The organism is Duganella margarita (assembly GCF_009857535.1).
Classification (GTDB): Bacteria; Pseudomonadota; Gammaproteobacteria; order Burkholderiales; family Burkholderiaceae_D; genus Rugamonas; species Rugamonas margarita.
The window spans coordinates 252107-276530 of sequence record NZ_WWCS01000002.1; the positions used below are offsets into that span (position 1 = coordinate 252107).

Sequence of the window (24424 nt, forward strand, 5' to 3'; positions counted from 1 at the left end):
ATGCCAACCATCAAAGAGATCCTGAACACCATGGAATACGGCCCAGCACCGGAAAGCACGAAAGAAGCGCAAGCGTGGCTGGAACAACGCGGCCGCCAATTCGGCCTGTTCATCAACAACGAATGGAGCGAGGCCGGTGAGCTGTTCGAGTCCATCAACCCAGCCAGCGGCGCCAAGCTGGCCGACCTGACGCAAGGCAGCGCGCAAGACGTCGACCGCGCCGTCGCCGCCGCGCGCGCCGCGCAACCTGGCTGGCAGGCGCTGGGCGGCCATGGCCGCGCCAAGGTGCTGTACGCGATTGCGCGCCTGATGCAAAAGCACGCGCGCCTGTTCGCCGTGCTGGAAACGCTGGACAACGGCAAGACCATCCGCGAAACCCGCGACGTCGACTTGCCGCTGGTCGCGCGTCACTTCTACTACCACGCCGGCTGGGCGCAACTGCAGGCCGAGGAATTCTCGGACTACCGCGCCGTTGGCGTGATTGGACAGATCGTGCCGTGGAACTTCCCGCTGCTGATGCTGGCGTGGAAAATCGCACCGGCGCTGGCCGCCGGTAACACCGTGGTCTTCAAGCCGGCCGAATTTACTTCGCTGACCGCGATGCTGTTCGCCGATATCTGCGTGCAGGCCGGCGTGCCGGCGGGTGTGGTCAACATCATCACCGGCGATGGCCGAGTGGGCGAAGCCATCGTCAAGCACGAAGGTATCGACAAGCTGGCCTTCACCGGTTCCACCGAAGTCGGTCGTTTGATCCGCGAAGCGTCGGCCGGCAGCGGCAAGAAGCTGTCGCTGGAACTGGGTGGAAAATCGCCGTTCATCGTGTTTGAAGATGCGGACCTGGACGCTGCGGTTGAAGGCCTGGTCGACTCGATCTGGTTCAATCAGGGCCAGGTGTGTTGCGCGGGTTCGCGCCTGCTGGTGCAGGAATCGGTGCAGGATAAATTCCTGGCCAAGCTGCGCGCCCGCATGGACAAGCTGACCCTCGGTTCGCCGCTGGACAAGTCGATGGACATCGGCGCGCTGGTCGATCCGGTGCAGAAGCAGCGCATCGAAGGCCTGGTGCAATCGGCGCGCGACGAAGGCTGCACTGTGTACCAGCCAGCGTGCGAACTGCCGGCCGACGGCTCGTGGTTCCCGCCAACGCTGATCACCGGCGCTTCGACCGCCGCCGCCGTGGCGCAGGCCGAAATCTTTGGCCCGGTGCTGGTGGCGATGAGCTTCCGCACTCCGCCGGAAGCCGTGCAACTGGCGAACAACACGGTGTACGGCCTGGCCGCATGCGTGTGGACCGAGAATATCTCGCTGGCGCTAGATGTTGCGCCGGCCATCAAAGCTGGCGTGGTGTGGATTAACACCGCCAACCAGTTCGACGCCGCTTGCGGCTTCGGTGGCTACCGCGAATCCGGCTACGGCCGCGAAGGCGGCCGCGAAGGCATGTACGAGTACCTGACCGCGCTGTCTGAAGATGCGCGTCCTGCCGCGCCGCTGCTGGCGCCTAAAGCCAAGGCCAAAGCCGCCGCGCCGGCCGGCAGCCCGTTCGCTGTCGATCGCACCGCCAAGCTGTATATCGGCGGCAAACAGGCCCGCCCTGATGGCGCCTACAGCCGCGCGATTCACGGCGCCGACGGCGCCTTCATCGCCGAAGTGGGCGAGGGCAGCCGCAAGGACATCCGCAACGCCGTGGAAGCTGCGCACAAGGCCACCGGCTGGACCAAGGCGACTGCGCACAACCGCGCGCAGGTGCTGTACTACATCGCAGAAAACCTGGCCGCGCGCGGCGAGGAATTCGCGGCCCGCATCGCCGCCATGACCGGCACCAAGACCGCCGAGAAAGAAGTGCAGGCATCGATCGAGCGTCTGTTCTACTGGGCGGCGTGGGCCGACAAATACGACGGCCTGGCGCATCAGCCGCCAATGCACGGCATTACCGTGGCGCTGAACGAGCCGCTGGGCGTGATCGGCATTGTGTGCCCGAACGAGTCGCCGCTGCTGGGCTTCATCTCGCTGGTGGCGCCGGCGATCGCGCTGGGCAACCGCGTGGTGGTGGTGCCGTCGGAAGCGCATCCGCTGTCTGCCACCGATCTGTATCAGGTGCTGGATACCTCGGACCTGCCGGCTGGTGTGGTCAACATCATCACCGGTTCGGCCGATGAACTGGCGCGCACGCTGGCAACGCACGGCGATATCGATGCGGTCTGGCGTCATGACGGTTCGGCCGAAGGCTGTGCTGAAGTTGAGCGTCTGTCGGCATCGTCGCTGAAGCGTACCTGGGTGGGCGGCGCAAAAGGCCGCGACTGGTACAGCACCGCGCAAGCCGGTGGCCGCGCCGTGCTGGCGCATGCGTCGCAAGTCAAAAATATCTGGATTCCTTACGGCGTCTAACAACGGCACTACCCACGTCATTCCCGCGTACGCGGGAATCCATAGAACGCCGGCTTCGGATGCTCAGCATGGATTCCCGCCTGCGCGGGAATGACGTTTTGAATTCCGGGAGAATTTTATGTCTTACCTACCTCAAGAGATCATCCGCAAAAAGCGTGACGGCGGCATTCTGTCGGCCGAGGAGATCCAGTTCTTCGTTGGCGGCATCACCTCCGGCGGCGTGACCGAAAGCCAGATCGCCGCGCTGGCGATGGCGGTCTACTTCAACGACATGACCATGGACGAACGCGTCGCCTTTACGCTGGCCATGCGCGACTCCGGCGAAGTGCTGGACTGGCGCTCGCTGGACCTGAACGGCCCGGTGGTCGACAAGCACTCCACCGGCGGCGTCGGCGACGTCGTCTCGCTGCTGCTCGGTCCTATGGTCGCAGCCTGCGGCGGCTACGTGCCGATGATCTCCGGCCGTGGCCTGGGCCACACCGGCGGCACGCTGGACAAGTTCGACTCCATCCCTGGCTACACCACGGTGCCGGACAATGCGCTGTTCCGCAAGGTGGTGAAAGAAGTCGGCGTCGCCATCATCGGCCAGACCGCGTCGCTGGCGCCGTCGGACAAGATCTTCTACGGCGTGCGTGACGTCACCGCCACCGTCGAATCGGTGGCCATGATCACCGGCTCCATCCTGTCGAAAAAACTGTCGGCCGGCCTGGATGCGCTGGCGATGGACGTCAAAGTCGGCAGCGGCGCCTTCATGCCGACCTACGAAAAATCGGTGGAACTGGCCGAGAGCATCGTCAAGGTGGGCAACGGCGCGGGCATGATGACCTCCGCCATCCTGACCGACATGAACGAATCGCTGGCGCCCTACGCCGGCAACGCTGTCGAAGTACGCGGCGCGATCGACTACCTGACTGGCAAGTCGCGTCCTGCGCGCCTGCACGAAGTGACGATGGCGCTGTGCGCCGAGATGCTGGTGCTGGGCAAACTGGCGGCGACCGAAGAAGAGGCGCGCGCCAGGCTGCAAGCGTCGCTGGACAGCGGCGAAGCGGCCGAACGCTTTGCGCGCATGGTGACGGCGCTGGGCGGTCCTGCGGACCTGATGGACAATCCGGACAAATATCTGGAACGCTCGCCGATCATCGTGCCGGCGCCGGCGTTGACGTCGGGTTATGCGGCTGCAGCCAACTGCCGTGAGATCGGCCTGGCGGTGGTATCGCTGGGTGGCGGCCGCCGTCGCGCCGCCGATCCGATCGACTTCGCCGTCGGCCTGACCGACCTGGCGGGCCTGGGCGACAAGATCGAAGCCGGCCAGCCGCTGGCCATGGTGCACGCGCGCACGCAGCAGGCGGCCGAACAAGCCATTCGTGAAATCCAGGCGGCGTATGAGATTACCGATGCCGCGCCTGCCGCCAACCCAGTTATCTACCGCACAATCCGCCCGTAACGCCCGTCCTCCCGGCGCAAGCCGGGACCCATAACCCGCATGCTCGCCATGGATTCCGGCGTCCGCCGGAATGACGGCACATAGGATAACTATATGAACAAATCAGAACTGATCGCCGAAGCCGCCGCCGCGCGCCTGAAGGCTTACGCGCCTTACTCCAACTTCAAGGTCGGCGCTGCGCTGCTGACCAACGACGGCAAGGTGTTCCATGGCTGTAATGTGGAAAACGCCGCCTATGGCCTGTGCAACTGCGCCGAACGCACCGCGTTCTTCAGCGCCTTCGCCCACGGCTACAAGCAGGGAGATTTCGAGCAGCTGGTAGTCATCGGCCAGACCGACGGCCCGATCGCGCCGTGCGGCGCCTGCCGCCAGGTGATCCTGGAACTGGGCGGCAACGAGCTGCCGGTGCTGCTGACCAACCTGGAAGGTGACATCTTCGAGACCACCGCAGCCGAACAACTGCCGAACGCCTTCGGCGGTGCGGACCTCAAGAAGAAGTAATGGCCCACAAGAAGACGATTGACGTGCAGGCGGCGGTCGCCATTGCGGCGTCCGAAGCCATCGCCGCCAGGACGCAAGGCACCTTCGGCGTCGGCGGCCTGATGCTCGACCAGCACGGCAATGTGCTGCAGTCGCTGCACAACAACGTCGTCAAGGACGGGCTGGTGTTCGACCCCACCGCGCACAGCGAGCGCCAGTTGATCGACTGGTACTACGCCGAACGCGCCAAGGGGCGGCACCTGCCAGCGCCGCAGGACATCACCATAGTCAGCTCGCTCGACCCGTGCAGCATGTGCAGCGGCGCGATTCTGGCGGGGGGCTTCAACGTGGTGGTGGCGGCCCCGGACCATGCGTCCGGCATCAATTACGACAATAGCGCCAGCTTCAAGGCGCTGCCGGCAGCGCTGCGCGCGCAGGCCGTCGACAGCTTCAGCTACCCGGCCATTCTCGGCTCATCGCTGTACGCGCGTGCTGCGTCCGGCGCCACGCCGAAGTCCTTCTTCATCGGCAAAACCATCTCAGAACCGACGCAGGCCTTGTGCTCGCTGGTGTTTGAGGCCACGTCGTCCGACGTGATGGCGATGCTGAACACCGACCTGCCGCAGCCAGCGCTGAAAGACCCGGCTACGCTGCCGGCCGATCACGCCATCGTACGTGCGCTGAAGCAGCAGTATCCGGACGCGCTGACTTACCGCTGCGCGCCGCACCGGCCCAATGCCGGCCTGGCGCCGTTCCTGCTGCAGGCGATGGCGCGCGACCGCGAACATGGCGGGGCAGGGGACGCGGTGGCCTTGCTGGATTCGTTCGGCAATCTGCTGTTGTGCATGGCGGGCCGGATGACGCAGTCGGGTATCCGCAGCGCCTTCATGGAAACCACGCGCGCCTACGCGCAGCTGCGCTACAAACTGCTGCATGGCGTTTCGCGGGGGCAGCAGGAAGATGTACGCCGCTACCTCGGCCATCCGAAAGACGGCACCTTCGTCTTCGCCAAAGGGCCGGACGCCAGCGCCGTCAGCTACATGAACCTGGGCGCCTACGGCTCCACCATGGAAGGCCCGCTGCCGCTGGAAAATCCCACCCAGTTCCAGTACGTGCTGCCATCGCTGCCGCCAGCCGAACTGGCCGACCTGTGCGCCGCCATGCCACCGCTCTACCGCGACATCATCCGCATCCACCCGGCGCAAGTGGCGGACGCCGCGCTGGTCAACGCGCTGTCTTAAACTCCGGCCTGAGCATAGGGATCGTAGGTGCCAATGCTCCAGATGTGACCTTCGGGGTCGCGGCAGGTGAAGCCACGGCCGCCGTAGTCTTCGTCCTTGAGGTCGAGCACGATCTGGCCGCCGGCTTGCAGCACGCGGCCATATACTTCGTCGGCGCTGTTGACCACCAGGTAGGCGCTCTGCGTGACAAAGCCGCCGGTTTCCATTGGCTGCTTGAGCAGGCGGCCGTACTCGGTGTCGAACACGGAGCCCAGCATGACCATGCTGTTGCCGAAGGTGAGCTGGGCGTGGGCGATGCTGCCGTCCTCGTTGGGTACCACGAACTGCACTTCAAAGCCGAAGGTGCTGCACAGCCAGTCGATGGCGGCCGGCGCATCGCGGTAGCGCAGGCATGGTATGACGCCGCAAAGCGTTTGCTTGGGTATGCTGGACATCGTTCCCTCCCTTGAGTGAAGCAATCCAGTATACGCCGATGGCCCGCCGATGCGATTACATTTGCTGGAATAAATGGGTGTGGCCGCGGCTTACTTCCAACAGTTGCGGGTGGTTGCGAATGCGCACCATCTGGCGGCCGCGCAGGTCGCGCGTGACTTCTTCGATGGCATCCACGCGCACCAGGGTCGAGCGGTGGATGCGCCAGAATTCGTCCGGGTCCAGCTCGTCCGCCAGCTCCTTGAGCGTCTTGCGGATCAGGACTTCCGACTGCTCGGTCTGCACCCGCGTGTATTTTTCGTCGGCCTGGAAGAACAGCACCTCGCGCGTCGAGATCATGCGCAGGTTGGCGCCGACCACGGCCTGGATCCAGCGCAGATAGTCGGTTCTGGCCGCTGCCGGTTTGCTGTGGTGCGACAGCAACTGGCTCAGCTGCCGCTCGATGTTGGACGGCTGCTGGCCGATCAGCGATTGCAGCCGGGCGCAGGTGGTTTTCAGGCGTTCGCCGCCGACCGGCTTCAACAGGTAATCCAGCGCGCCTTGCTCGAACGCTTCAATCGCGTACTGGTCGTAGGCGGTGACGAACACCAGGTGGCAGCGGTTGAACAGCATGCGCGCCGCTTCAATGCCGGACAGCCCCGGCATGCGGATGTCGAGGAAGACGATGTCCGGCTGGTGCTTGCCGGCCAGCGCCACGGCTTCGATGCCGTTCTCGGCTTCGGCGACGATGTTCAGCGCCGGCCAGGCTTCCTGCAGGCGGCTGCGCAGTTGCTGGCGCATGCCTTCTTCATCGTCGGCGATCAGGGCGGTGGGAGCAGTCATGTGGAACTCGCAGCAAAAATATCGGGGGCGTAGGGAACGCGGATGCTGGCGCGCGTGCCGCCGGTCAGCGGCGCTTCGATCACCAGCTGCGCGCGGTTGCCGTACTGGATGCGCAGGCGTTCGCGCACATTGGCCAGGCCGAGGCCGTCGCCGGCGAAGGCGTTGAAGCCGACGCCGTCGTCGCATACATCCACTTGCAGCATCTGGCCGTCGACCGCAGCGCGGATGTCGATGCGGCCGCCGGCGATCTTCGGCTCCAGTCCGTGCTTGATGGCGTTTTCGATCAGGATCTGCAGCATCATCACCGGGAAGGTGGCGCTCAGCATCTCGTCCGGCACGTCGATCGACACGGCCAGCCGCGAGCGCATGCGCGCCTGCATGATGGCCAGGTAGGCGCGCGACATCTCGATCTGCCGGCCCAGCGTGCCGGAACCCTTGGCGCGCATCTGCGGCAGCGTGGCGCGCAGGTAGTCGATCAGGTTCTGGTGGATGCGCGCCGCCTGCGGCGGGTCGGTTTCGATCAACTGGCCGATCAGCGCCAGGGTGTTGAACAAAAAGTGCGGCTCGACCTGGGCCTGCAAGGCCGCCATGCGCGCCTCGACCACGCGCCGTTCGATGCTTTCCTCGTCGGCGTGCGATTCGGCGTTGCGCGCTTCCAGCTCGGCCTTGCGCTTGCCGCCGGCCAGCACCTTCAGGCCGAACGACACCAGGATGAAGCCCCAGGTCTGGTCGTTCATGTGGAACAGCGACGCCGACAGGATCAGCAACAGCAGCCAGATGATGACCAGCTTGCGCCACTCCACCTGCGCCAGCCAGTCGAAGAAATGCCACCAGACGCTGACGGCGGTTTCGCCGATTTCGCGGACGATGTCCAGCAGGCTCTTGGCATTTTTATAGCTGGCCTGGGCCAGCCGGTGCTTTTTCATTCAACGTGCTCCTGGGCGCGTTTGGCGCGGCGGCCGCTGACGACACAGGCGCCGACCGCCACCTTGATCAGCATGAAGGCGACGAACAGCACCAGCGCCAACGGCAGGATCGAGAACAGGAAGGCCAGCACCAGCGCCGCACCCAGCAGGGCCGGCGGCGACATGCGGCCGATCAGGCGGCCGGCGTAGCGCAGCAGATTGGTCAGGGCCTGGAAAATTTCGTCGATGAGGGCGGTGGCTTGGTTCATTTTGTTGTCTCCATAAAGGCGTTGCGATGAGAGCACTGTAGCAAAGCCCTGCAACGCCGCGTAGTGGATTCCGATCAACTGCGCTTTCGCGGGCATGGCCGGTTATTGCGCAGGATGAATGGCGGCTTGCCATTCCCTTGCCAGCAGCAATGCGCGCAGGGGCGGCGCATCGGCCTGATTCCGCTAACGCAAGCACAAATGCGGCAGTGTAGGGTTTCTTTTGAAAAATTTATCATGGCTTTTTTGCTACGGACGGCGATAAAAAAATGCTAAAACGTATTTTTCTTTGCGGTATCTCATGATACACTTAATGCAATTAAATTTATGTTTGAGTAACTTAACGTAAATCAACGCTGTTTTCTCCCAAGGACCCACATGACCGCACGCAGCCTGACCCTGATCGCCGCCGCCACCCTGCTGGCTGGTTCCGCACACGCAACCACCGCGCTGACCGCGAAGGATGCCGTGACCCAGTTTAACGTTATCGCCTGGAACGACTACACCACCACCTCGCACGTACAGGGCCGCACTTTCGTCGGCAATAACCTGATCGGCAATGGCGCCGTGCTGAGCCAGGAATCCGGCAAGATGCCGGCATCGGCGTTTGCCGGTCTGACCGTCATCGGCAACATGAGCGGCGCTACCGTTGAAAACGGTGGGGTGTATGCCGGCAGCATCAGTAATTCGATCATCAACAACGGCTCGTCCTATATCAAGGGCAATTCGACCAACACCAGCTACAACGGCAGCGGCAACTATTACGCCGGCGGCACCGTCAGTGGCGGCAACCTCAACCAGCAACGGTCGACCACCGCCAATGCGCTGCAAACCGGCTACAAGGATGCGGCTCAGAGCACCGGCGTCAGCAATACCAACGACATGGCCAACATTGTGCAGGGCTACTCGGCGTATCTGAGCCTGCTCCAGTCCACCGGCGGCACCGTCGATATCAGCTCCGACAAGCATACCGTGACGTTCAACGCCAAGGCCGACGCCAACGGCGTTGCTGTGTTTGACCTGACCTCGTTGGAAAGCGACATCTTCAACAGCACCGTCACCGACTTTAAGTTCAACCTGAATGGCGCGTCCGGCGTGGTATTCAACACTAACGATGCGAATCTGACCCTGAACGTCAACGTGAACCGCGCCGACCTCGGCGGCAAACTGGTCTGGAACTTCGCCGGCGCCACCAGCGTCACTGCCGACAAGACCTTTGACGGCCAGATTCTGGTAGCGAATGGTACTTTCAGCAATCTCAACGCCAATGTCAACGGCGGCGTCTATGCCAAGAACGTGATCTCGACCGGCGAAATCCATCAGGTAACCCTGGCGGCGACGGTGCCGGAACCGGAAACCTACGCCATGCTGATGGCTGGCCTGGGCATGGTAGGCTTTATGGCGCGCCGCCGCCGGCAGGCTGCGCCGGCACGCTGATCGCCGCCAGCACCATATCGACGATGACCTTCTCGGCATCGTCGAAATCTTTTTTGGTCAGCTGTTTGCGGTTCAGCACCAGCGCCATCTGGGCCGAGAAGTCCGCATAGGACTGCGTCATCGCCCAGATCGCAAACAGCAGATGGGTCGCGTTCAGCGGCGCCATTTTCCCTTCGCTGATCCAGCGTTCAAATACCTCGATATCCTTGCGCACCAGCGGCACCACGCGGTTCTGTATCTGGCCACCGTACAGCGGCGCGCCGCTGATTACTTCCATCGCGTAGACGCGCGACGCCCATGGATTCTCGCGCGAGAATTTCAGCTTGGCCTGGACGTAGGTACGCAGCACTTCGCGCGGTTCCTGGTCGGCGGCCGCCAGGCTTTCCATGCGCGCCAGCCAGTCGTCCAGCACTTCGTCCAGCACGCGCTGGTACAGCGACTGCTTGGTGGGGAAGTAGTACATCAGGTTCTGTTTCGACAGGCCGGCGTTTTCCGCCACCGTGGCGATCGAGGTGCCTTCGTAGCCGCATTCGGCAAACACGCGCACCGCTTCGGCGGTGATCTCCGCTTCCAGCTTGTCGCGGTTGAGCAGGCGACGGTTGATTTTTACTGTCGGCATATCAGTTTCAGGAAGTTGAGCAGTTGCGGGTGGTCGGCATACGCCACGTTGAAGCGGAACCAGATCGCTTCCGGCGCGCGCAGCATGAAGAAGTCGCACGGCGACAGCAAAATGCCATGTTTCAACGCGAGGTCGGCGATGACTTTGCCGTTCCAGGCGGGCGAGGGCGCGTCGTGCCAGCCGGCGCTGACGAACATGCCGCCGCGCGGCCGCGCCAGCAAGGTCATGCCGACGTCGCGCAGGCTGGCCATGGCGCGTTCGCGGCCGGCGTCCAGCTGCGTCACCAGTTTGTCCACCATGCGCTTGTAGGGGCGGGCGGTGATGGCGTGGTAGACGGCGCGTTCGTTGATCTCGGAGGTGGTGAGGCCGGTCAGCATTTTCACCCGCAGCAGTTCGGGGATCAGCGACGACGAGGCGCTGATCGAGCCGACCCGCAGCACCGGCGACAGCGTCTTGGAAAAACTGCCGACGCGGATCACGCGCCGCAAGCCGTCCATCGCCGCCAGCGAAGCCTCGCCGCGCGGCGCCAGTTCGCGGTAAATGTCGTCCTCCACCAGCCAGAAGTCGAACTGCTCGGCCAGCGCCAGCAGCCGGTGCGCCTGCGCTGCGCTCAAGGAGGTGCCCAGCGGATTTTGCAGCACGGTGTTGACGAACATGAGCTTGGGCTGCGTCAGCGCGGCCTGCTGCGCCAGCAGATCCAGATCCAGGCCGTTTTCGCCGCGCGGAATGCCGACCGCGATGCAGCCATGGTGGCGAATTAACGACAGCAGGTTGCTGTAGCCGGGATCTTCGACCAGCACGGTGTCACCCGGCTTGGTCAGCGTGCGCAGAATCAGGTCGAAGGCGTGGGTGGCGCCGTGGGTTAGCAGGATTTGTTCGGCTTCGACCGGGAACAGCTCGTCGCCCAGCGTGGCGGTCAGGTGCTGGCGCAGCGTTGGGAAGCCGAGCGGGTGGCCGTAGCCGCGCAGACGGTTGGCCGGAATCTTCATGGCCTGGCGCACGGCGTCGAGGATGGTGTCTTCGCCATACCACTCGGGCGGCAGCCAGCCGGCGCCCACCGGCAGCGCCTCCGACACGCCGGAATACAGCTCGGGCGTGAGGGCGTCGATGGCCAGCGGCGCGGCGCTGGGCGCAGCCTGCAGCAGCGTGGCCGGCACGTCCTGGCGGGCGACAAAGTAGCCGGAGCCGCGCCGCGACGACAGCAGGCCGAGCGTCACCAGCCGGTCGTAGGACTCGACAACTGTAAAGGTGCTGACGCCATTACACTTGGCGAACTGCCGTACCGACGGCATCTTAGTTCCCACGCGCAACTCCCGGCTGCCGACCATGCTGCTGATGGCGCTCACGATCTGCTCCACCAGGCTGTCTTTGTGCCGGCGTTCGATGGCGACGCAGGGCCAGCTAGGCGGCCCGCCGGTTTGATCGATGACAGCACTTGCCTCTTCCATCCTTGACTCCACGCAGCGAAAGTGAAACTGTAGTGTTTTTGTTGCCAGTACGGTTGGACAGTTTGATGAATTGTGTATCTGTGCCATAGTTGTTGCGCTGTCTATTATTGCATCATCATTTTGCCAACTGGTAAATTTTTTTACGGTCTGTCAAAAAAATCCGAAAGCAGTTGTTTCATAGGAGAGGTGCATGAACGAGTCTCGACCAGTATCGATGGAATCCTTCTGGATGCCATTTACGAACAACCGCGATTTCAAGGCGCATCCGCGCCTGCTGGTATCGGCGGAAGGCATGTACTACAAGGACGTGGACGGCCGCAGTATCCTGGACGGCGCCGCCGGCCTGTGGTGCGTGCCGTGCGGCCACGCGCAGCCGAAGATCGTCGCCGCCGTGCGCGAGATGGTCGGCCAGCTGGACTTCGCGCCGACCTTCCAGATGGGCCACCCGGCCGCCTTCGACCTGGCGGAAGCGCTGATGGAATACACCAACCATCGCTTCGGCCACGTCTTCTACACCAATTCCGGTTCCGAGGCGGTCGACACGGCGCTGAAAATCGCGCTGGCGTATCACAAGGCGCGCGGTGAGGCCAGCCGCACGCGCTTTATCGGCCGCGAACGCGGTTACCACGGCGTCGGCTTCGGCGGCATTTCAGTGGGCGGCATCGCCGGCAACCGCAAGCCGTATGGCGTCATGCTGCCCGGCGTCGATCACCTGCCGCACACCCACAATCTTGAGAAGAACGCCTACACGCGCGGCGAGCCGGAACACGGCGCCAACCTGGCCGATGAACTGGAGCGCATCGTCACGCTGCACGACGCCTCGACCATCGCGGCGGTCATCGTCGAGCCGGTGGCTGGATCGACCGGCGTGCTGATTCCGCCGAAGGGCTATCTGAAGCGTCTGCGCGAGCTGTGCACCAAGCACGGCATCCTGCTGATCTTCGATGAAGTGATCACCGGCTTTGGCCGGCTGACCACGCCGTTCGCCGCCGATTACTTCGACGTCGAACCGGACCTGATGACCACCGCCAAGGGCCTCACCAACGGCACCATTCCAATGGGTGCGGTATTCAGCAAAAAGCATATCCACGACGCCTTCATGGACGCGCCGGCCGGCATTGAGCTGTTCCACGGTTACACCTACTCGGGCCACCCGGTGGCTTGCGCCGCTTCGCTGGCGACGCTGGAAGTCTTCAAGGAGCAGAAGATCCTGGAGCACGCCGCCGGCATGGCCGAATACTGGGCCGACGCGGTGCATTCGCTGAAAGGCCTGCCGCACGTGATCGACATCCGCACGATTGGCCTGATCGCCGGCATCGAGCTGGCGCCGATTGCCGGCAAGCCCGGTGCGCGCGCGTTTGCCGCTTTCAAGCAGGCGTTCGAGGATGGCATCCTGATTCGCGTGACCGGCGACATCATCGCCTTGTCGCCGCCGCTGGTGCTGGAGAAAAAACATATTGACGAGTTGTTCGGAAAGCTGAGGGAAGTACTTAAAAACCTGGACTAACCACGTCGTCCCGGCGAAAGCCGCGACCCATGCTGAGCATAACCGCCATGGACTCCCGCATTCGCGGGAGTGACGACCAATAAGGAGACAAACATGCTGGTCGGCGTCCCAAAAGAGATTAAGAACCAGGAGTCCCGCGTTGGCCTTACCCCGGCCAGCGTCAAAGAACTCATTTTGCGTGGTCATCAAGTATTGGTACAACAAAACGCCGGCGCGGCCATTGGCCTGACGGATGCAATGTATGAAGGATCCGGCGCCACCATCATCGCCGACGCCGCAGAAATTTTTGCGCGCGCCGAGATGATCGTCAAGGTGAAGGAACCGCAAGCGCAGGAATGCGCGATGCTGCGCGAAGGACAGATTCTGTACACCTATCTGCACCTCGCGCCGGACCCGGAGCAGACCAGGGCTCTTGTGGCGTCGGGCGCGGTCTGCATCGCCTACGAAACCATCACCGGCCCTAACGGCGGCTTGCCGCTGCTGGCGCCGATGAGCGAAGTGGCGGGGCGCATGTCGATCCAGGCCGGCGCCGCGCACCTGGAGAAATCCAAGGGCGGCATGGGTTTGCTGCTGGGCGGCGTGCCAGGTGTGGCGCCGGGGCATATCGCCATCATCGGCGCCGGCGTGGTCGGCACCAATGCCTTACAGATGGCGGTCGGCATCGGCGCGCGCGTGACCATCCTCGATAAAAACGTGGACCGCCTGCGCCAGCTGGATCTCGTGTACGGCAACCGTGTCGCCACCATGTATTCCAACGCGCACTCGATCGAGGAAGCGGTGCTGGATGCGGACCTAGTGATCGGCGGCGTGCTGGTGCCGGGAGCGGCGGCGCCCAAGCTGGTGACCAAGTCCATGATCGCGCGCATGAAGCAGGGTGCGGTGGTGGTGGATGTGGCGATCGACCAGGGCGGCTGCTTTGAAACGTCGCACGCCACCACCCACGAGCAGCCGACGTATGTGGTGGACGGCGTGGTGCATTACTGCGTGGCGAATATGCCCGGCGCAGTGGCGCGCACTTCGACCTTCGCATTGAACAACGCAACGATAGGCCATGCGCTAGCGCTGGCCGACAAGGGTTGGCAGAAGGCGCTGAAAGCCAATCCGCATCTGAAGAATGGTTTGAATGTCTGCCAGGGCAAGGTCACTTATGAAGCGGTGGCGCACGGCCTTGGTTATCACTACGTAGACGCGGACAGCCTCTTAGGTTAAGCCGTACACTTGAAAGAGCATCATGGATACGATCACCCATTTCATCAACGGCGTTACCGTCGATACGCAAAGCGGCCGCCATGCAGACGTGTTCAATCCAGCATTGGGCGAACCGGTAGCCAGGGTGGCGCTGGGCACTGCGGAAGAAGTTGACGCCGCCGTGCGCGCCGCCGAACAGGCATTTCCTTCGTGGTCCGCCACGCCACCGCTGACGCGCGCGCGCGTGTTGTTCAAGTACCTGCAACTGTGCCAGCAGCATGTGGACGAATTCGCGGCGATGATCACGCGCGAACATGGAAAGACCTTCGAGGATGCCAAGGGCGAAGTGGCGCGTGGCATCGAGATGGTGGAATTTGCAGTCGGCATTCCGCAAATGCTGAAGGGCGAATTCACCGACCAGATTTCGCGCGGCATCGATGCGTGGTCGATGCGCCAGGCGCTGGGTGTGGTGGCGGGCATTACGCCGTTTAACTTCCCGGTGATGGTGCCGATGTGGATGTTCCCGGTGGCGCTGGCCTGCGGGAACACTTTTATTCTGAAGCCTTCCGAGCGCGATCCTTCGGCGTCGCTGCTGCATGCGCGTCTGCTGAAGGAAGCCGGTTTGCCGGATGGCGTGTTCAATGTGGTGCAGGGAGATAAAGTGACTGTTGATGCGCTGCTCGATCATCCGGTGGTGCAGGCGATCAGCTTTGTCGGCTCGACGCCGATTGCGGAATATATCTACTCGCGCGGCTGCGCTGCGGGAAAACGCGTGCAGGCATTGGGCGGCGCCAAGAACCATATGGTGGTGATGCCGGATGCGGATATGGAGATGACGGTGGATGCGCTGATGGGTGCCGCTTTCGGCTCGGCCGGAGAACGTTGCATGGCGATTTCGGTGGTTGTCGCCGTCGGCGATGCAGGCGACAAGATTGTCGATGCACTGGCAAAGCGCACCGCTGCACTGAAAGTGCGCGACGGTATGGCGTCGGATGCTGAAATGGGGCCGGTCGTCAGCAGCGCAGCCAAGCAGCGTATAGAGCGCTTGATTGGCGAGGGCGTTGAGCAAGGCGCCAAATTGGTGGTCGATGGACGCGATCACAAGGTGGTCGGACGCGAGAACGGCTTCTTCATCGGCGGCACGTTGTTCGACCACGTCACGCCGGATATGACGATTTACAAGGAAGAGATTTTCGGCCCGGTGCTGTGCATGCTGCGCGCGCCGGACGTGGGCACGGCGGTAGAGCTGATCAACCGCAACGAGTACGGCAACGGCGTAGCGATCTACACGCGCGACGGCGGCGTGGCCCGCGAATTCGTGCGGCAGATTCAAGTCGGCATGGTGGGCGTGAATGTGCCGCTGCCGGTGCCGATGGCGTTCAACAGTTTCGGCGGCTGGAAGCGCAGTCTGTTTGGCGATCATCATGCCTATGGTCCGGAAGGCGTGCGCTTCTACACGCGCCACAAAGCGGTGATGCAGCGCTGGCCCAACACCGCCAGCGCTGGCGCGGAATTTGCATTCCCACAGATGAAATAATTCGCCACCGAGGACACCATGATCGAATCGATTAGCTATCTGCCGACATCGAAGGAAGCCAATGAGTCATTGGCTAAACACTTCACCGACCTGGCTCCGGCACTGACTGCGCGGCAGGCTGCGATTGAAGCATCGCGCTGCCTGTACTGCTACGACGCGCCGTGCACGCGCATCTGCCCGTCGGAGATCGATGTGGCCAGTTTTATCCGTAACATCCACGACGAGAATATTAACGGCGCCGCCGTCGGCATCCTCAAGCAGAACATCCTCGGCGGCAGCTGCTCGCGCGTCTGCCCGACCGAAATCCTGTGCGAAGACGCCTGCGTGCGCAATCACGATGCGGAAGGGCAGCCGGTCAAAATCGGCCTGCTGCAACGCTACGCCATCGACAATATGCAACTGGAAGAGCATCCGTTCAAGCGCTTTGCCGCCACCGGAAAGAAGATCGCCGTGGTGGGTGCTGGTCCGGCCGGCTTGTCGTGCGCGCACCGGCTGGCGATGCTGGGCAATGATGTGGTGATCTATGAGGCGCGCGAAAAATCCGGCGGCCTCAATGAATACGGCATCGCCAAGTACAAGCTGACCGATAACTTCGCGCAGAAAGAAGTTGATTTTCTGTTGCAGATCGGCGGCATCACCATCAAGCATGGCCAGGCGCTGGGCGTCAACGTGCAGCTGCGTGACCTGCATGCCGGTTACGATGCGGTGTTCCTGGGCTTGGGCCTCGGCGCCAGCAAGCAAATGGGCCTGACCGGCGAAGATGCGCCTGGCCTGCTGGCTGCGGTCGATTACATCGCCGAGCTGCGTCAGTCGGATGATCTGAGCAAGCTGCCGGTGCCATCGCGCGCCATCGTGATCGGCGCCGGCAATACCGCGATCGACATGGCGGTGCAGATCCAGCGCCTTGGCGCCGATGAAGTGACGCTGGTCTATCGCCGCGGCTTTGAGGCGATGAGCGCCACCGAGCACGAACAGCACATCGCCAAAGAGAATCAGGTCCGCATGCGCACCTGGGCACAGCCGCAGCAGGTGCTGCTGGACGATGCGGGACGCGTGCGCGGCATGCGCTTCGAGAAAACGGCGGTGGTCAACGGCCGCCTGGCCGGTACCGGCGAGACGTTCGAGATCGCGGCCGACGCCATCTTCAAGGCCATCGGCCAGAGCATGGATGAAGTCAGCATCAGCGATTCGCTGGCGAAAACGCTGAAGCGCGACGGTGACAAGATCTATGTCGACGCTCAGTTCCGCACCGTCCTGCCGGGCATCTACGCCGGCGGCGACTGCGTGGCGCCGGGGCAGGATCTGACGGTGCAGGCGGTCCAACACGGCAAGCTGGCGGCGCACGCCATCCATCAAGACATCAACGGTTTAAAAGAGGCTGCATAATGGCTGACCTGAGCATAGAATTCTGCGGCATCAAGTCCATCAATCCGTTCTGGCTGGCCTCCGCGCCGCCAACGGACAAGGCCTACAACGTGGTGCGCGCATTTGAAGCGGGATGGGGCGGCGTGGTGTGGAAGACGCTGGGTGAAGATCCGGCGGCCGTCAACGTGTCGTCGCGCTACTCGGCGCATTACGGCAAGAACCGCGAAGTCCTCGGCTTCAACAACATCGAGCTGATTACCGACCGTTCGCTGGCGCTGAACCTGGAAGAGATTACGCAGGTGAAGAAGGACTGGCCGGACCGCGTGATCATCGTGTCGCTGATGCTGCCTTGCGAGGAGCGCTTGTGGGCCGACATCCTGCCGCTGGTGGAAGCTACCGGCGCAGACGGCATCGAACTGAATTTCGGCTGCCCGCACGGCATGCCGGAACGCGGCATGGGTGCGGCGGTGGGGCAGGTGCCGGAATACGTGGAGATGGTCACGCGCTGGTGCAAGCAGAATACCAGGCTGCCGGTGATCGTCAAGCTGACGCCGAACATCACCGATGTCCGCGCGCCGGCGCGCGCCGCAAAGGCGGGTGGCGCCGATGCGGTGTCGCTGATCAACACGATCAACTCGATCACGCATCTGGACCTGGACCAGATGGTGGCGTTTCCGATCGTCGGCGGCGCCAGCACGCACGGCGGCTACTGCGGTTCTGCGGTGAAGCCGATTGCGCTGAACATGGTGGCCGAGATTGCGCGCGATCCGCAAACGGCGGGCTTGCCGATTTCCGGCATCGGCGGCATCGGCAACTGGCGCGATGCGGCGGAGTTCATGGCGCTGGGTTCGGGCTGCGTGCAGGTGTGCACGGCGGCGATGCTGCATGGCTTCCGCATCGTTGAAGAGATGAAGGACGGCTTGTCGCGCTGGATGGATCAGAAGGGTTACAAGAGCGTCGCCGAATTTGTCGGCAAGGCGGTGCCCAACACCACCGACTGGAAATACCTGAACATGAATTATCAGGTGATCGCGCAGATCAACCAGGACGACTGCATCAAGTGCGGGCGCTGTTACGTGGCGTGCGAAGATACGTCGCACCAGTCGATCAATCAGCTGATCGATGCGGTGACCGGCGTGCGCACGTATGAAGTGAACAAGCAGGAGTGCGTTGGGTGTAATCTGTGCGAGATCACCTGTCCGGTGCAGGGTTGCATCACGATGGTGCCGCAGGATACCGGCAAGCCATACATGAACTGGACGCAGGACCCACGCAATCCGCGTGCGGAAAAGGTGGTAGAGGCTGCGTAGCGGCGGCACATGCGTACCCCAAGGCAGAAAGGGGTCTGACCCCATGCGGGGTCAGACCCCGGCGGACCGCAGTGCGGGGCGAGCGCAAGCTCAAGGTACGGAACTTGCAGTGGTGTACGGAGACATCAACCCTTTGGAGAACGCCTCGTGAGCATTGAATCCCCTGGCAGCACGCAACTCTGGAACGAAGACCTCGCGCCGACTACGGCGGCACAGCGTACCTGGCGCTGGTATCACTTCTCGGCGCTGTGGGTTGGCATGGTGATGTGCATTCCGGCGTACACTTTGTCCGCCAGTTTGATCGAAGGCGGCATGTCGGGATACCAGGCGGTGCTGACGGTGTTCCTGGCCAATGCCATCGTGCTGCTGCCGATGCTGCTGATCGGCCACGCCGGCACCAAGTACGGCATTCCGTATGCGGTGCTGGCGCGTGCGTCGTTCGGCACCTCGGGCGCCAAGCTGCCGGCGCTGATGCGCGCCATCGTCGCTTGCGGCTGGTACGGCATTCAAACCTGGTTCGGCGGCTCGATGATCTACACGCTGATCGGCGTGATGATGGGCGGGGAAGTTGGCGGCGCGAAGATCGCGGGCCTGGGCATCAACGGCAGCCAGCTGCTTTGCTTCCTGGCTTTCTGGGCCATCCAGTTCTACTACATCGTGCACGGCATGGAGTCGATCCGCAAACTGGAAACCTATACCGCGCCGCTGAAGATCGCCATCTGCTTCGTGCTGCTTGGCTGGGTGCACAGCAAGGCCGGCGGCTTCGGCGACCTGCTGTCGGCGCCATCGCAGTTTGTCGAAGGCGGCAGGAAAGCCGGCCAGTTCTGGACCACGTTCTGGCCTTCGCTGACGGCGATGGTCGGTTTCTGGGCTACGCTGGCGCTGAATATTCCCGACTTTACGCGCTTCGCCAAAACCCAGCGCGACCAGGTGATCGGCCAGACCGTCGGCCTGCCGGTGCCGATGGGACTGCTGGCGGCGATGGCGGTGATCGTGACCTCGGCCACCGTGGTCTTGTACGGCAAGGCGATCTGGGACCCGGTCGAACTGTCCAGCCGCATGACCGGCGTTGCGGTGCTGGTGGCGCTGGTGATCCTGCTGATCGATACGGTGTCGGTCAACCTGGCCGCCAATCTGGTTGGCCCGGCGTATGACTTCTCGGCGTTGGCGCCAAACAAGATCACCTACAAAACCGGCGGCTACATCACCGCCGCCATCGCCATCCTCATGATGCCGTGGAAGATACTCGAATCCACACAAGGCTATGTGTTCACCTGGCTGATTGGCTACTCGGCGCTGCTGGGGCCTATCGCCGGTGTGCTGATCGTCGACTACTACCTGGTGCGCAAGACGGAACTGAACGTCGGCGACCTGTATCGCGCAGATGGTCAATACTCGTATGGCAAGGGCTGGAATACGGCGGCGCTGGTGGCGTTTGTGATTGGCGTGCTGCCGAATATTCCCGGCTTCCTCAACGCGGCGTTCCCGGCGTCTTTCCCCGGTGTGTCGGAAACGTTTAAAACGATTTATACCTATGCATGGTTCGTTGGCATCGCCATTTCGGCCGTGGTGTATGGGGTTCTGATGAAAGGGAAAACCGTATCCGCAGTGCGGACAGCGGCCCACCCGTAAGGAGACGCTTTATGAAAACTATCATCCGTGGCGGCACAGTCGTCAACGCCGACCGCGCCTTTCGCGCCGATGTGCTGTGCGATGGCGACAAGATCGTCGCCGTCGGCGAGAACCTGGAAGTGCCATCCGGCGCCAAGGCGATCGACGCCGGCGGCCAGTATGTGATGCCGGGCGGGATCGATCCGCACACGCACATGAACCTGCCGTTCATGGGCACGGTGACGCAGGATGACTTCTACACCGGCACCGCCGCTGGGTTGGCCGGCGGTACCACCAGCATTATCGATTTCGTGATTCCGGCGCCGAAGCAGAACCTGATCGAGGCCTACCACCAGTGGCGCGAGTGGGCCAAAAAGTCGGCCGGCGACTACACCTTCCACGTGGCGATTACGTGGTGGGATGAGACGGTCCATCGCGACATGGAAATCCTGGTGCGCGACCATGGCGTCAACAGTTTCAAGCACTTCATGGCCTACAAGAACGCCATCATGGCCGATGACGAAACGCTGGTGAAGAGCTTCCGCCGCTGCCTGGAGCTGGGCGCGATGCCGACCGTGCATGCGGAGAACGGCGAGCTGGTGTACCAGTTGCAGCAGGATTTGATCAAGCGGGGCCTGACCGGGCCAAGTTCGCATCCGCTGTCGCGGCCTCCGGAAGTGGAGGCGGAAGCGGCCAACCGTGCGATCGCCATCGCCAACGTGATGAATACGCCGGTCTACATCGTGCACGTGTCGTGCGCAGAGTCGCTGGAAGCCATCACCCGCGCCCGCGCACATGGGCAGCGCGTGTACGGCGAGGCGCTGGCCGGCCATCTGGTGATCGACGACAGCGTGTACCAGAGCGATGACCTGGAATTCGCCGCCGGCCACGTGATGAGTCCTCCGTTCCGCAGCAAGCATCACCAGGCGGCCTTGTGGCAAGGGCTGCGCGGCGGGAACCTGCATACCACGGCGACCGATCACTGCACCTTCTGCGCCGCGCAGAAGGCGATGGGCAAGGATGATTTTACAAAGATCCCGAACGGCTGCGGCGGCGTGGAAGACCGTATGTCGGTGGTGTGGGATGCGGGCGTCAACAGCGGCATGCTGACGCCATCGGAGTTCGTCAAGATCACGTCGACCAACACGGCGCAGATTTTCAATATCTATCCGCGCAAGGGCGTGATCGCGCCGGGCGCGGATGCGGACGTGGTGGTGTGGGACCCCGAGGGGACGCGCACCATTTCGGCGTTGACGCAATTCGCCAAGGGTGGCTTCAACGTGTTTGAAGGCCGCACTGTACGAGGAATTCCCAGCACCACGCTGTCTGCCGGTAACGTCGTTTTCCATCGCGGCGTGCTGATGGCGGTGGAGGGCGCGGGCCGCTATATCAATCGTCCGGCGTTCAAGGCGACGTCGGCCCGTTAAGGTTAAGGAGCAGCACATGAAGATTAATGGTGACCGCCTGTGGGCATCGCTGATGGAACTGGCGAAAATCGGCGCGACGGAAAAGGGCGGCGTCAAGCGCCTGGCGTTGACGGATCTGGATAAGCAGGGCCGCGACCTGGTGGTCGGCTGGGCCAGGGAGGCGGGTCTGTCGATTACCATCGACCAGATCGGCAATGTCTTCATGCGCCGCGATGGCGCTAACAACGCGCTGCCGCCGGTGATGACCGGCAGTCATATCGACACCCAGCCGACCGGCGGCAAGTTCGACGGCAACTACGGCGTGCTGGCCGGGCTGGAAGTGGTGCGCACGCTGAACGACTTGAACATCAAGACCGAGGCGCCGATTGAAGTCGCCTTCTGGACCAATGAAGAGGGCTCGCGCTTCGTGCCGGTGATGATGGGTTCCGGCGTGTTCTGCGGCGCGTTCTCGCTGGAGACGGCGTATGCGGCCAAGGACGTCGATGGCAAGACCGTCGGCGAAGAGCTGGAGCGCATCGGCTACAAAGGCCCGCAGGTGCCGGGCGATCATCCTATCGGTGCTTACTTCGAAACGCACATCGAGCAAGGCCCGGTGCTGGAAGATGCCGACAAGGTGATCGGCGTGGTACCGGCGGTGATGGGGCTGTCGTGGTATGACTGCGTGGTCGCCGGCATGGAAGCCCACGCCGGCCCGACGCCGATGGGACTGCGCAAGGATGCGCTGCAAGTGGCTACGAAGATCATGCAGGAAGTCGTTGCCATCGCCAATCGCTATCCGCCGTATGGCCGTGGCACGGTGGGTATGGTGCAGGTGTTCCCGAACAGCCGCAACGTGATTCCTGGCGAAGTCAAATTCAGCATCGATCTGCGCAACGTGAACGATGAGCTTTTGAATACCATGCACGAGGAGATGCTGGCGTTTATCGACCAGACCCGCAGCGAGTCGGGATTGAAGATCGAGATCGAGCGCGTATCCTACTATCCGCCGTGCCCATTCCATCCGGAGTGCGTGGATGCAGTTCGTAATGCGACTGCAAAGTTGGGCTATTCGACCATGGACGTGGTGTCCGGCGCCGGCCATGACGCTATCTATGCTGCGCGTCTGGCGCCGTCCGGCATGATCTTCGTACCTTGCAAGGACGGCATCAGCCACAATGAGATCGAGGATGCCAAGGCCGAGCATCTGGAAGCAGGTTGCAATGTGCTGCTGCACGCCATGCTGGAACGCGCCAGGGTAGCGTAACCTCGGTTTGACCGCCGGACCACTCGGGCGCATACTGATTGCATCAGATCAGAATGCCGGCCACGATGCCGGCCGGTTATTATGCAATCACCTCCCAAGCCCCATACGGAAGCGCTGCACGCGGCCTGCCTTACCGCCACTTTGGAAAGCATCTCCGATGCGGTATTGATGCTCGGCCATGCCTGGGAGATTCGCTACCTGAACCGCAACGCCGAACTGCTGCTGGAGGTGTTGCGTGGCGATGTGGTGGGACGTAATGTCTGGGAGATTTTCCCCGAGGCGGTGGGCGGCACGTATTACCGCGCCTATCACGAGGCGATTGATACCAACAAGCCGGTCACCTTTGAAGAGCATTATGCGCCACTGAACCTGTGGACCGAAGTGCGCGCCTATCCGTCGGAAGAGGGACTGACGATCTACTTCCGCGACGTCAGCGAACGCAAGGCCATCGAGGCCGAGATTCACCACCTGGCGTTTTACGACAAACTGACAAGCTTACCTAACCGGCAACTGCTGATGGACCGCCTGGAGCAGACGCTCGCGCTGGCCCGGCGCGACGGGACCGTCGGCGCAGTGCTGTTTATCGATCTGGATGACTTCAAAAGTATCAACGACACGCGCGGCCACGACAAGGGGGACATGCTGTTGCAGCTGGTGGCTGGCCGCCTGCATGACGCGGTGCGGGAGTGCGATACCGTGGCGCGCCTTGGCGGCGACGAGTTTGTGGTGCTACTGGCGGATCTTGGCCTGGATGGCGAGGCCTCGGCGCGAGAGCGCGCAGCCAGGGTCTTGCGGGCGTTTGATGCGCCGTTCGATGTCGATGGCATCGAACATTACAGCACGCCCAGCATCGGCGTGGCGTTGTTTTGCGGCGAGCCGCTCAGCGTGGAAGAGATCCTCAAGCGCGCCGATCTCGCCATGTATCAGGCCAAGGCGGCGGGGCGTAACAACTTCGTCCTATTTGACCCGGCCATGCAGACGCGCGTGACGCTGCGCGCGCAGCTGGAAGCCGACATCCGGCGTGCGCTGGCCAACCAGGAGTTCGAGCTCCATTACCAGCCGCTGGCGGGTATGCGTGGGCAGATTGCGGGCGTGGAGGCGCTGGTCCGCTGGCGCCATCCACAGCGCGGCCTGGTGTCGCCGGCGGAGTTCATTCCGGTGGCGGAAGAGACCAATATGATTTTGCCCCTCGGACGCTGGGTGCTGTGGGAGGCCTGCCGCGTGTTGGTGCGCTGGGCTGGTGACCCGGCCACCGATGCGCTGGAAATATCGGTCAACGTCAGCATGGTCCAGTTCCATCGTCCGGACTTCTGCGAGCAAGTGCTGGAGGTGCTGGCGCAGACCGGCGCACGGCCGGAGCGGTTGCGACTGGAACTGACTGAAAGCCTGCTGCTCAATGATGTGGAGTGCACGGTGGCGAAGATGCAGCGCCTGCGCGCGGTGGGCGTCAGTTTCGCGCTGGATGATTTCGGCACCGGCTATTCATCGTTGTCCTACCTGCATCGCCTGCCATTGTCGCAGTTGAAGGTCGACCGTTCCTTCATCTGGGGCGCCTTGACGGAAGGGCACGGCGCAGCCATTGTGCGCGTGATCGTCGCCCTCGGGAAGACGCTGGGGATGACGGTGCTGGCGGAAGGTGTGGAAACCGAGGCACAGCTGGCGTTTGTCACCGAGGAGGGATGCCATTTCTATCAAGGCTATTTGCTCAGCAAGCCGCTGCCCGAGGATCAATTGACGGCCTTCCTGTGCCGTTGAATACG

Annotated in this window: 20 protein-coding genes; 14 read left to right on the forward strand and 6 right to left on the reverse strand. The window is 62.8% G+C overall.

Annotation, left to right across the window (positions count from 1 at the left end):
* From GTP55_RS03725 to GTP55_RS03740, 4 genes are all read left to right on the forward strand, one after another.
* A complete protein-coding gene (locus GTP55_RS03725; protein WP_371868280.1) occupies nt 1–2382 on the forward strand; it encodes an aldehyde dehydrogenase family protein in 2382 nt (793 codons plus the stop codon).
* 118 nt (nt 2383–2500) lie between these two features.
* Complete coding sequence (deoA, locus tag GTP55_RS03730) at nt 2501–3826, forward strand: thymidine phosphorylase (RefSeq protein ID WP_161043632.1); 1326 nt, start codon at nt 2501–2503, stop codon at nt 3824–3826.
* A 93-nt stretch (nt 3827–3919) separates the two neighbouring features.
* Nucleotides 3920–4327 carry a cytidine deaminase gene (locus GTP55_RS03735; RefSeq protein WP_161043633.1) on the forward strand — a complete coding sequence of 136 codons (408 nt, stop codon included), beginning with the start codon at nt 3920–3922 and terminating at the stop codon, nt 4325–4327.
* The gene (locus GTP55_RS03740; RefSeq protein WP_161043634.1) at nt 4327–5547 is read left to right on the forward strand and encodes a nucleoside deaminase; all 1221 of its coding nucleotides are present in this window, start codon (nt 4327–4329) and stop codon (nt 5545–5547) included. The genes GTP55_RS03735 and GTP55_RS03740 overlap by 1 nt, the downstream gene beginning before the upstream one ends.
* On the opposite strand, the gene GTP55_RS03745 is transcribed toward GTP55_RS03740, so the two are convergent.
* Genes GTP55_RS03745 through GTP55_RS03760 form a run of 4 tightly spaced genes read right to left on the reverse strand, consistent with a single transcriptional unit; the run spans nt 5544 to nt 7975 of the window.
* On the reverse strand, nt 5544–5981 hold the full coding sequence (locus GTP55_RS03745; RefSeq protein WP_161043635.1) for a VOC family protein: 438 nt from the start codon (nt 5979–5981) through the stop codon (nt 5544–5546). The genes GTP55_RS03740 and GTP55_RS03745 overlap by 4 nt on opposite strands.
* A gap of 55 nt (nt 5982–6036) precedes the next feature.
* A complete protein-coding gene (locus GTP55_RS03750) occupies nt 6037–6801 on the reverse strand; it encodes a LytR/AlgR family response regulator transcription factor (RefSeq protein WP_161043636.1) in 765 nt (254 codons plus the stop codon).
* Nucleotides 6798–7727, reverse strand: a complete 930-nt coding sequence (locus GTP55_RS03755; protein ID WP_161043637.1) for a sensor histidine kinase — start codon at nt 7725–7727, stop codon at nt 6798–6800. The genes GTP55_RS03750 and GTP55_RS03755 overlap by 4 nt, the downstream gene beginning before the upstream one ends.
* Entirely contained in the window at nt 7724–7975 is a 252-nt protein-coding gene (locus tag GTP55_RS03760; RefSeq protein WP_161043638.1) for a hypothetical protein, read from the reverse strand. Before GTP55_RS03760 ends, GTP55_RS03755 begins: the two co-directional genes overlap by 4 nt.
* Nucleotides 7976–8350: 375 nt before the next feature.
* Between GTP55_RS03760 and GTP55_RS03765 the strand changes: the two genes are divergently transcribed.
* The gene (locus GTP55_RS03765; RefSeq protein ID WP_161043639.1) at nt 8351–9409 is read left to right on the forward strand and encodes an FxDxF family PEP-CTERM protein; all 1059 of its coding nucleotides are present in this window, start codon (nt 8351–8353) and stop codon (nt 9407–9409) included.
* Here the strand turns inward: GTP55_RS03765 and GTP55_RS03770 are convergent.
* Nucleotides 9369–10028, reverse strand: a complete 660-nt coding sequence (locus GTP55_RS03770; protein ID WP_161043640.1) for a TetR/AcrR family transcriptional regulator — start codon at nt 10026–10028, stop codon at nt 9369–9371. The two genes, GTP55_RS03765 and GTP55_RS03770, sit on opposite strands and share 41 nt — an antisense overlap.
* The gene (locus GTP55_RS03775) at nt 10016–11476 is read right to left on the reverse strand and encodes an aminotransferase-like domain-containing protein (protein ID WP_161043641.1); all 1461 of its coding nucleotides are present in this window, start codon (nt 11474–11476) and stop codon (nt 10016–10018) included. The genes GTP55_RS03770 and GTP55_RS03775 overlap by 13 nt, the downstream gene beginning before the upstream one ends.
* 190 nt (nt 11477–11666) lie before the next feature.
* On the opposite strand from GTP55_RS03775, the gene aptA reads away from it, so the two are divergent.
* From aptA to GTP55_RS03820, 9 genes are all read left to right on the forward strand, one after another.
* Nucleotides 11667–12983 carry an omega-aminotransferase AptA gene (aptA, locus tag GTP55_RS03780; protein ID WP_110847187.1) on the forward strand — a complete coding sequence of 439 codons (1317 nt, stop codon included), beginning with the start codon at nt 11667–11669 and terminating at the stop codon, nt 12981–12983.
* A gap of 93 nt (nt 12984–13076) precedes the next feature.
* Nucleotides 13077–14192, forward strand: coding sequence for an alanine dehydrogenase (gene ald, locus GTP55_RS03785; RefSeq protein ID WP_161043642.1), 1116 nt, complete (start codon nt 13077–13079; stop codon nt 14190–14192).
* A gap of 22 nt (nt 14193–14214) precedes the next feature.
* Nucleotides 14215–15708: a CoA-acylating methylmalonate-semialdehyde dehydrogenase gene (locus GTP55_RS03790; RefSeq protein ID WP_161043643.1), complete on the forward strand. Its 1494-nt coding sequence runs from the start codon at nt 14215–14217 to the stop codon at nt 15706–15708.
* Between the two features lie 18 nt (nt 15709–15726).
* Nucleotides 15727–17094, forward strand: coding sequence for an NAD(P)-dependent oxidoreductase (locus GTP55_RS03795; protein WP_161043644.1), 1368 nt, complete (start codon nt 15727–15729; stop codon nt 17092–17094).
* On the forward strand, nt 17094–18383 hold the full coding sequence (gene preA / locus GTP55_RS03800; protein WP_161043645.1) for an NAD-dependent dihydropyrimidine dehydrogenase subunit PreA: 1290 nt from the start codon (nt 17094–17096) through the stop codon (nt 18381–18383). Before GTP55_RS03795 ends, preA begins: the two co-directional genes overlap by 1 nt.
* Before the next feature lie 147 nt (nt 18384–18530).
* Entirely contained in the window at nt 18531–20015 is a 1485-nt protein-coding gene (locus GTP55_RS03805; RefSeq protein WP_161043646.1) for an NCS1 family nucleobase:cation symporter-1, read from the forward strand.
* A gap of 11 nt (nt 20016–20026) precedes the next feature.
* Nucleotides 20027–21421, forward strand: a complete 1395-nt coding sequence (hydA, locus tag GTP55_RS03810; protein ID WP_161043647.1) for a dihydropyrimidinase — start codon at nt 20027–20029, stop codon at nt 21419–21421.
* Nucleotides 21387–22664 carry a Zn-dependent hydrolase gene (locus GTP55_RS03815; RefSeq protein ID WP_371868283.1) on the forward strand — a complete coding sequence of 426 codons (1278 nt, stop codon included), beginning with the start codon at nt 21387–21389 and terminating at the stop codon, nt 22662–22664. Before hydA ends, GTP55_RS03815 begins: the two co-directional genes overlap by 35 nt.
* An 81-nt stretch (nt 22665–22745) precedes the next feature.
* Entirely contained in the window at nt 22746–24419 is a 1674-nt protein-coding gene (locus tag GTP55_RS03820; RefSeq protein ID WP_161043649.1) for a putative bifunctional diguanylate cyclase/phosphodiesterase, read from the forward strand.
* Nucleotides 24420–24424: the final 5 nt, after the last annotated feature.